Genomic DNA, 9,299 nt, shown 5'->3' on the forward strand with positions numbered 1-9,299 from the left:
CGCTTCCGCCCTTTCTATATCCCTGATCCTTCTGCGTACTCCAAATCTTCTGTTTTCTCGAATTCCGACAGCACTCTCTGTCTGATCGCCTGGAAATCCGGAGTCGTCCGGTTTCGCGGATACGCCAGGTGAATGGGCATCAGCTTATGGATTTTCCCCGGTTTGGCCTTAAGGATCGCAAGCTCATTTCCTAAATAAACAGATTCATCTATATCATGAGTCACGAGAATCATCGTTGTTTTTTTCCTCCTCCATATATCCAGCAGCACGTCCTGCAGGTGTTTTCTTGTAAATGCGTCGAGTGCACCAAACGGTTCATCTAAAAGCAGCACCTCAGGCTCCCGCAGAAGGGCCCGGGCGATGGCTACTCTTTGTGACATGCCGCCTGACAGCTCGCGCGGATATGCTTTTTCCGATCCTTTCAATCTGACAATCTCGATCAGTTCATTCACCTTTTGTTTGACTTTTGGGTCCTTCAAATTCAAGTCGGCGGCAATATTCTGCTCAACAGTCAGCCAAGGAAAGAGGCGGTGTTCCTGAAAAATAAATCCTTGCTGAATACCCGGAGCTGTTACGCTGCGGCCGTTAATTTCAACACTCCCGTCATATTCAGAATCAAGCCCTGCAATAATCTTTAACAGGGTGCTTTTTCCGCACCCGCTCGGTCCGATAAGCGTTAGAAATTCGCCTGGTGCGATTGATAATTCTATGTTCTCTAAGACCGTGTTTTTGCGGCCCTCTTGAACAAATGCCTTTTCTTTGATGCTGATGGTCACAGCCACTTTTATCCCTCTCTTTCTGCCAACCCCGCCTTCAAAAAAACAAAAAGGCCCCCATCTCTGTTCTTGTAGAGATGAGAGCCTTCGGCGGTCCGATCAGCTGCCCAATTGTTTTTTTGTTTGAATAACATGTTAATTCAAATTATTCCGATATGTCAACTCTTTTTTAAATACGATTTTTGATATCCTTGTTTATCACTTACTCTGCTTGTTTCGCAAATAGAGAAGAAAAAATTATTTCTCCAAAAATTATTAAGTGTCATAAAAAGCTGTTACAACAAGGTTTTTCAACACTTTCGATACTAGATATCGATTAATAGAGATAACTATTTTATAATAATTATAAAATAATATTGACTTTTTACTTAGAGATGATATTATGTTCTTATAAATTCCAAGAGGTGATAACATGAGTTCAAATAAACTGACAACTAGCTGGGGCGCTCCGGTTGGAGATAATCAAAACTCAATGACTGCCGGTTCTCGCGGACCAACTTTAATTCAAGATGTACATCTACTCGAAAAATTGGCCCATTTCAACCGAGAACGTGTTCCTGAACGTGTTGTTCACGCCAAAGGAGCAGGCGCACACGGATATTTTGAAGTGACAAACGACGTAACAAAATACACGAAAGCCGCTTTCCTTTCTGAAGTCGGCAAACGCACACCGTTGTTCATCCGTTTCTCAACAGTTGCCGGTGAACTTGGCTCTGCTGACACAGTTCGCGACCCGCGCGGATTTGCTGTTAAATTTTATACTGAAGAAGGAAACTACGACATCGTCGGCAACAATACGCCTGTATTCTTTATCCGCGATGCGATTAAGTTCCCTGATTTCATCCATACACAAAAAAGAGATCCTAAAACACACCTGAAAAACCCTACGGCTGTATGGGATTTCTGGTCACTTTCACCAGAGTCACTTCACCAAGTGACAATCCTGATGTCTGACCGCGGAATTCCTGCAACACTTCGCCACATGCACGGCTTCGGAAGCCATACATTCAAATGGACAAATGCCGAAGGCGAAGGCGTATGGATTAAATATCACTTTAAAACGGAACAAGGCGTAAAAAACCTTGATGTCAATACGGCAGCAAAAATTGCTGGTGAAAACCCTGATTACCATACAGAAGACCTTTTCAATGCAATCGAAAACGGTGATTATCCTGCATGGAAACTATATGTGCAAATCATGCCTTTAGAAGATGCAAACACGTATCGTTTCGATCCGTTTGATGTCACAAAAGTTTGGTCTCAAAAAGACTACCCGTTAATCGAGGTCGGACGCATGGTTCTAGACAGGAATCCGGAAAACTACTTTGCAGAGGTAGAACAAGCGACATTTTCACCTGGAACACTCGTGCCTGGTATTGATGTTTCACCGGATAAAATGCTTCAAGGCCGACTGTTTGCTTATCATGATGCACACCGCTACCGTGTCGGTGCAAACCATCAAGCGCTGCCAATCAACCGTGCACGCAACAAAGTAAACAATTATCAGCGTGATGGACAAATGCGTTTTGACGATAACGGCGGCGGATCTGTGTATTACGAGCCTAACAGCTTCGGCGGTCCAAAAGAGTCACCTGAGGATAAGCAAGCAGCATATCCGGTACAAGGTATCGCTGACAGCGTAAGCTACGATCACAACGATCACTACACTCAAGCCGGTGATCTGTATCGTTTAATGAGTGAAGATGAACGTACCCGCCTTGTTGAAAATATCGTTAATGCTATGAAGCCGGTAGAAAAAGAAGAAATCAAGCTTCGTCAAATCGAGCACTTCTACAAAGCGGATCCTGAATACGGAAAACGCGTGGCAGAAGGCCTTGGATTGCCGATTAAAAAAGATGCTTAATGTAGAAATGCAAAAACCCGCTGTAGTCAGCGGGTTTTTTTATATTTAGTTACACATTGCGTATGCTTCTCATCAATCTTCATATAAATTTCTTCCATGAGCTCCGCGCTGTTTATAATCTCTCGTTTGTTTTTTTCAATCAGCAGCTCAAGCGGCAAAATCTGATTCCCGTAGGTTTTTCGCTTCCTGAATCGTTTTCTCCCCTTTTCTTTTTTGACTCCCATCAATAATCCCTCCTTTTTCATACAAAAAAGGCCCTTATCTAAACGATAAGAGCCTTCGGTGTTCCGATCAGCGCGATAAATTTGAAAAATTTGTACTGACCATGTTAATTCATACAATACCGACCTGTCAACTATTTTTTGAGGGTGTTGACACTGTATCAGATTGCATCCCCGCTTTTTCCTTATACACTCTTTTCCCCTGACGCATAAGCTAGAGAAACTAGAATACGAGAGAAAGAGATGTGGGAGTGTGGAAAAGACAAAATTGACCGGACGTATCGTGACACGGGATGATCCGGACTATAACGAAGCAAGAACCAATATTAACCTAAGCTTAGAAAGGTATCCTGACATCATTGTGTTTTGCCAAAACAAACAGGATGCACTCAATGCGCTGAAATGGGCGCGTGAAAACCGTGTGCCTTTCCGTATTAGAGGCGGCAGACACAGCTATGAGAACTTTTCCCTTTTAAATAACGGTCTTGTTATTGATTTAAGCGAGATGAAAAAAATAACTGTGAATCAGGATAAAAAGCTGGCCTATATTGAAGCGGGGGCTGAATTGGGAGAAGTCTATCGGACACTCTGGCAATACGGCCTGACGCTTCCCGCAGGCACCATTGCTAATGTAGGGCTCACAGGTTTAACTCTCGGAGGGGGAATTGGACTTTTAACAAGGGCTGCCGGCCTTACTTGCGACAGCCTCGTGCAGCTTGAGATGATCGTAGCAGACGAAAAAGAGGGCGCTGATCTGATTACAGTCAGCTGTTCAAATCATCCAGACTTATTTTGGGCGTCTCAGGGAGGCGGAGGAGGCAATTTCGGCATAGTCACCTCCATGACATTTAAAGCAGTGCCCATCTCTCAAGTGTCGATTTTTTCTATAACATGGGGATGGGATGATTTTGAGGAAGTATTTAACACGTGGCAGCACTGGGCCCCGTATACAGATGACCGGCTTACATCATCAATAGAGTTTTGGCCTAAAGAAGTAAACCGCATAGAAGCCCTCGGCCAATTTGTCGGGCCAAAAACAGAGTTAAAAAAACTGTTAAAGCCTTTATTGAAAGCAGGAAGCCCAACAAGCGGAATGGTAAAAACAATGCCGTTCATCGAAGCGGTAACCTTTTTTAACAGCCCGGGAGGCAATCAGCCTCAAAAAATGAAACGCTCCGGCTCTTTCATTGAAAAGCCATTATCAGAACGTGCGATTTCAACAATAAAACACTTTTTAGAGCACGCTCCGAATCAAAACGCCAGTGTCTGGCAGCAAGCACTCGGCGGGGCAGCCGGACGGATCGCTCCCGACCAAACGGCATTTTATTATCGTGACGCAATCATTGCCCAGGAATACTTAACAAACTGGACATCCCCTGGAGAAAAAAGACAAAACGTCCGCTGGATTGAGGGGCTGAGAACGTCCCTTTCGAGAGAAACGATGGGAGACTACGTAAATTGGCCAGATATTGAAATCAGAAACTGGCCAAGAACATATTACGGCGAAAACGTAGAACGCCTCCGCCGTGTCAAAACGAAATATGATCCAGAAAATGTTTTCCGTTTTGAACAGAGCATTCCGCCGCTTCGACGCTCTCTGTTTTTCTAAAAAAATGAAGATGGAGCATTCTCCATCTTCATCTTTTTCATTGATATAAATTGCTTCCCGTATCGACAAACTCTTTTGCTTTTTCTTTTAATCCTTTATTTATGGCTTCTGCTTCACTGAGATCGTTTTTCTTCGCATAATCCCGAATATCCTGTGAAATTCTCATGCTGCAAAATTTCGGACCGCACATGGAACAAAAGTGAGCGGTTTTTGCTCCTTCAGCAGGCAGGGTTTCATCATGGTATTCAAGTGCTCTCTCCGGATCAAGAGATAAATTAAACTGATCCCGCCAGCGGAATTCAAAACGGGCTTTCGATAACGCATCATCCCGGATTTGCGCTCCGGGATGCCCTTTTGCAAGGTCCGCAGCGTGCGCAGCGATCTTATATGTAATGACTCCTTCACGAACATCATCACGGTTTGGAAGCCCTAAATGCTCCTTCGGCGTTACATAACAAAGCATTGCTGTCCCGTACCAACCGATCATCGCCGCTCCGATCGCTGAAGTAATATGGTCATATCCCGGGGCAATATCCGTTGTCAACGGCCCCAATGTGTAAAAAGGCGCTTCTTTACAAATGTCCATTTGTTTATCGACGTTCTCTTTGATTTTATGCATCGGAACATGTCCAGGACCCTCAATCATCACCTGAACATCATGCTTCCAGGCAATTTGCGTCAGCTCTCCAAGCGTCTCTAATTCAGCAAACTGCGCTTCGTCATTGGCATCAGCAATTGATCCGGGACGCAAACCATCCCCAAGAGAGAAAGCAATATCATACGTTTTCATAATCTCACAGATTTCTTCAAAATGTGTGTATAAAAAGCTTTCTTGATGATGAGCCAGACACCACTGCGCCATAATCGCTCCCCCGCGTGACACAATACCAGTTGTCCGTTTGGCAGTCAGCGGCACATACCTAAGCAAAACACCCGCGTGAATCGTAAAATAATCCACTCCCTGCTCTGCCTGCTCGATTAGCGTATCACGATAAATCTCCCACGTTAAATCCTCCGCTACGCCGTTTACTTTTTCAAGCGCCTGATAAATCGGAACAGTTCCCACAGGCACGGGGCAATTGCGGATAATCCATTCACGCGTCGTATGAATATCTTTTCCGGTAGAGAGATCCATCATTGTATCTGCTCCCCAGCGGATGGCCCACGTCATTTTTTCCACTTCTTCTTCAATGGATGACGTAACCGCTGAATTCCCGATATTCGCATTAATCTTCACATGAAAATTCCGGCCGATAATCATTGGCTCACTTTCAGGGTGATTAATGTTTGAAGGAATAATCGCCCGGCCGCTGGCTACCTCGTCTCTGACGAATTCAGGAGACACATGCTCACGAATGGCGATAAATTCCATCTCAGGTGTAATGATCCCCTTTTTTGCATAGTGCATTTGTGTGACATTTTGACCTGCCTTCGCCCTCAGCGGTTTCCGCTTTAATCCTGGGTAGCTTACGTTTGGATTTGCTTTTTTATAACCGTTATCTTCTGGTTTTATAGCCCGACCTTCATACTCTTCCACGTCACCGCGCTCTGTGATCCATTTTTGGCGGAGCGGCTTTAATCCTTCTTGAATATTAATGGTTACTTCAGGGTCCGTATACGGTCCGCTTGTATCATAGACACGCACAGGCGCGTTTTCCTCTTCGCCGAACGATCCCGTCGTCGGACTCAATGCAATCTCCCTCATCGGCACTTGGATGTCCGAAGAAGAACCCTCCACGTATACCTTCTTGCTGCCTGAAAAACTTGACATAATGGAAATGTTGGCTTGCTGCACTGAATTGTTTTGCATTACTTTCCTTCCCCTCTCTACGTTTGAAAGGACAAAATCAAGCCCATAACCAGCACAAAAAACCGGATTCATATAAATGAACCCGGTTACAGTCAGAAAGAAACATATTATTGCCCAGCACGACAATAACAAAAACTATTCCTCTACTTCCCCACGCTGGTACGAACCAGATCAGGTCCAAAGGGTTAAGAAGCTTACCTTCTCTCTCAGCCCGAAAGCGGGCACCCCCAGTAACTATTGATTTCGCACTCATCTTAACATAAAATCAATCTGAAAAAAAGAGGAATATAGGTAATATTCAGCCAATTCACCCTAAATATTTGACAGGCAACGGGATTTCAGCTATTTCATGTTCAGCCATCATCACCCGATATGCCTTTGCACCCGACCTTGAACTCACAGTCTGAAACAGCTGATCATTTATGAAATGGAGAGCAGCCCCATCATCCGCTGCATAGCCACTGCATAAGAACTTGTTAGATATCAGCTGGTGGTATGCCGGTCTCCGATCCTTTTCCCCGTCATAATGGGGACAAAAGCTCCCTTGCAAAAAACCTAAACTTTTCAAACTTGTCAGCGGTCCGGCTGAATCTGTCACCCCTTCTTCAAACCAGCAGATCGCACCGGCACTTAATCCAGCTATAACCACACCGTTCTTCCATGCTTCCCTGAGAATATGATCCAGCCCCCACTCTTTCCATAACACAAGTAAATTCCGCGTATTTCCACCGCCAACATAAATCACGTCCATTTCCATAACAAAAGAAGCTAAATCTGTTGATGGCGGCTTAAACAAAGATAAGTGAGACGGCACACAATCCAGTGTTTGAAATGCATGATAAAACCGCTGAATATAGTTTTGGGAATCTCCGCTCGCCGTCGGCAAAAAACAAATACGAGGCTGCTCTCGTTTTGATTGATTGAGGATATATTGATCGAGGGACAAATTATCCGGATCCATCGAAAAACCCCCGCCCCCCATCGCAATAATCTGCTTCATCATCACACCCCCCAACAAAATTTGTTGCTTATTATAGCATTTTGTATAGAAGCAAGAAACAAAGTCAAAAACTTTCTTATCAGGAGCTGCTAAAAAAACAAAGGAGGTGGTTTCCCATTGAACAAAGTCCCAAAGATATTCTTGATTTGTTAACAACAATAAAAACCAGCATTAACAAATACACTGTCGCAATAACAGAAGCCGAAAATCCCCACATCAGAAGAGCATTGTATGATCAATTAGATACAACTGTATATCTCCATGATGAACTGTCAGATCTTCTGTTAGAAAAGGGATGGCTCGGGTGAGCAATTCCAAATTGATTCGCTTTTATCTTACAGCAAAGACCACAAAAAGAGACGGGATCTCAAAGATGAGATCCCGTCTCTTTTTTATTGCTCCACTCTTCTTAAAGCCTCATTTATTGTTTCTTTTATAAACGTGTCTTCACCGCTTAATCGGTCTAAACTAAGATCGCCGTTTCTCAGCCTTTCGGAAATATTGTTTATATCCTCCTCTACAGTGATTTGCAGTTCACCAGCCAAAAACATTCTGTGTAATTCATCTGCAACCAAACTTTCTTTATTCACTTCCATCCACTCCTTTATTTTCAATATTATTCTTAGTCTGTCCCTAGGCCGAGACGAATAATAGGAAAAAAGTATGAATCAGATGAATCTTTTTTCCTCCTTCTTACGTATATCTGTTGAGAAAAAAGAAAAAGGGGAAGATCTAACATGTCACTTTTTAAGAAGCTTGCGGCAAGTGCCGGAATTGGAGCAGCAAAAGTTGATACTATTTTAGAGAAAGACGCATATTTTCCTGGAGAAGAAGTACAGGGAACTGTACATGTCAAAGGCGGAAAAATCGCTCAGGACATCCGTTATATCGATTTACAGCTTAGTACACGGTATGTCATTGTAAAAGACGATGAAGAGCACCGGAAATACGCTACAATTCATTCTTTCCGGGTCACTGGTTCATTTACCATTCAGCCTGGTGAAGAGCATCAATTTCCGTTCACATTCACTCTGCCTCTAGATACGCCGATCACTGTAGGGAAAGTAGAGGTTGCCGTGGTGACAGACCTTGACATTCAAGGCGGTATCGATAAATCCGATCATGACCGCATTTTCGTTGAAGCGCACCCTTGGATTGAAAATGTGCTTGAAGCAATCGAAAACCTGGGCTTCCGTCTTAACGAAGCAGACTGCGAACAAGCGCCCTACTTCCAGCGTCGTCTTCCGTTCGTTCAGGAATTCGAATTCGTTCCGACTTCCGGATATTATCGTCAGATGCTTGATGAATTAGAGCTCATTTTCCTTTTAGACGAAGACGGTTTGGAAATCATTTTCGAAGTCGACCGCAGAGCAAGAGGACTCCGAGGGTGGCTGGAAGAGATGTATAATGACGGAGAACAGCTTGTACGCGTCCGTTTCAGCCAATCAGAGCTTGAAGATACAGAAGAGCTAGAAGAGGTGCTAGAAGAGATCTTAGACCAATACGCTGAGTAAGTATAAAAAGGAGCCGAGGCTCCTTTTCTTTAATAAAAAATAAAAACCCGTTTCTGTTAAGAAACGGGTTTTTCAGTATACCGGTGGTCGGGGTCGAACCGACACTCCAGAAGGAACACGATTTTGAGTCGTGCGCGTCTGCCAATTCCGCCACACCGGCAAGTTTTACGTCGTATCTAACCGACGAATATAAATATATCATGGATCTCATAAAGTGTCAACGTATTTCAAAAAAGTTTTTATGGAAATATAAAATAAAAGTGTTGAAAGACTAGCTATACAGCCGCTTTATAATAGGCCTCGGAACTTAACTTGTTATGATAAATCAAAGCATTAAAAAAATGATCTACATAAGTAGATCATTAATATGATTAGTTATAATGATAAAACACAAACACCAATTCAACTTACCATGTAAGTAAAATTGGTGCCGAGGGCCGGACTTGAACCGGCACGGTAGTCACCTACCGCAGGATTTTAAGTCCTGTGTGTCTGCCAATTCCAC

General features: G+C 43.7%; 9 protein-coding genes, 1 tRNA gene and 1 riboswitch. Of the genes, 4 read left to right on the forward strand and 6 right to left on the reverse strand.

The genetic code is table 11. From position 1 onward, the window contains the following. Nucleotides 1-14: 14 nt before the first annotated feature. Complete coding sequence (locus ACZ07B_RS11890; RefSeq protein ID WP_086344579.1) at nt 15-782, reverse strand: ABC transporter ATP-binding protein; 768 nt, start codon at nt 780-782, stop codon at nt 15-17. A 406-nt stretch (nt 783-1,188) separates the two neighbouring features. On the opposite strand from ACZ07B_RS11890, the gene katA reads away from it, so the two are divergent. Further along, on the forward strand, nt 1,189-2,640 hold the full coding sequence (gene katA, locus ACZ07B_RS11895) for a catalase KatA (RefSeq protein WP_014476225.1): 1,452 nt from the start codon (nt 1,189-1,191) through the stop codon (nt 2,638-2,640). A 26-nt stretch (nt 2,641-2,666) separates the two neighbouring features. Here katA and senS read toward each other — a convergent pair whose 3' ends face one another. Further along, a complete protein-coding gene (gene senS, locus ACZ07B_RS11900) occupies nt 2,667-2,864 on the reverse strand; it encodes a transcriptional regulator SenS (RefSeq protein WP_003245192.1) in 198 nt (65 codons plus the stop codon). A gap of 250 nt (nt 2,865-3,114) precedes the next feature. Between senS and ACZ07B_RS11905 the strand changes: the two genes are divergently transcribed. Continuing rightward, nucleotides 3,115-4,470 (forward strand): FAD-binding oxidoreductase, encoded by a 1,356-nt coding sequence (locus tag ACZ07B_RS11905; RefSeq protein ID WP_024572626.1) that lies wholly within the window; start codon nt 3,115-3,117, stop codon nt 4,468-4,470. A 37-nt stretch (nt 4,471-4,507) separates the two neighbouring features. Here ACZ07B_RS11905 and thiC read toward each other — a convergent pair whose 3' ends face one another. Continuing rightward, a complete protein-coding gene (thiC, locus tag ACZ07B_RS11910) occupies nt 4,508-6,280 on the reverse strand; it encodes a phosphomethylpyrimidine synthase ThiC (RefSeq protein ID WP_130572139.1) in 1,773 nt (590 codons plus the stop codon). 131 nt (nt 6,281-6,411) lie between these two features. Next, nucleotides 6,412-6,519, reverse strand: a riboswitch (TPP riboswitch). Nucleotides 6,520-6,587: 68 nt separating this feature from the next. Then, complete coding sequence (locus ACZ07B_RS11915) at nt 6,588-7,280, reverse strand: Type 1 glutamine amidotransferase-like domain-containing protein (protein ID WP_464877216.1); 693 nt, start codon at nt 7,278-7,280, stop codon at nt 6,588-6,590. A gap of 41 nt (nt 7,281-7,321) precedes the next feature. Between ACZ07B_RS11915 and ACZ07B_RS11920 the strand changes: the two genes are divergently transcribed. Beyond that, nucleotides 7,322-7,588, forward strand: a complete 267-nt coding sequence (locus tag ACZ07B_RS11920; protein WP_464877217.1) for a spore coat protein — start codon at nt 7,322-7,324, stop codon at nt 7,586-7,588. An 84-nt stretch (nt 7,589-7,672) separates the two neighbouring features. On the opposite strand, the gene ACZ07B_RS11925 is transcribed toward ACZ07B_RS11920, so the two are convergent. Further along, nucleotides 7,673-7,876: a hypothetical protein gene (locus tag ACZ07B_RS11925; protein ID WP_464877218.1), complete on the reverse strand. Its 204-nt coding sequence runs from the start codon at nt 7,874-7,876 to the stop codon at nt 7,673-7,675. A gap of 141 nt (nt 7,877-8,017) precedes the next feature. Here ACZ07B_RS11925 and spo0M point away from each other — a divergent pair, with 141 nt between their 5' ends. Further along, nucleotides 8,018-8,794 carry a sporulation control protein Spo0M gene (gene spo0M / locus ACZ07B_RS11930; protein WP_124059600.1) on the forward strand — a complete coding sequence of 259 codons (777 nt, stop codon included), beginning with the start codon at nt 8,018-8,020 and terminating at the stop codon, nt 8,792-8,794. Nucleotides 8,795-8,872: 78 nt separating this feature from the next. Here spo0M and ACZ07B_RS11935 read toward each other — a convergent pair. Beyond that, nucleotides 8,873-8,954 (reverse strand) — tRNA-Leu (locus ACZ07B_RS11935). Between the last annotated feature and the right edge of the window lie 345 nt (nt 8,955-9,299).

The organism is Bacillus sp. 9.4, assembly GCF_055486415.1.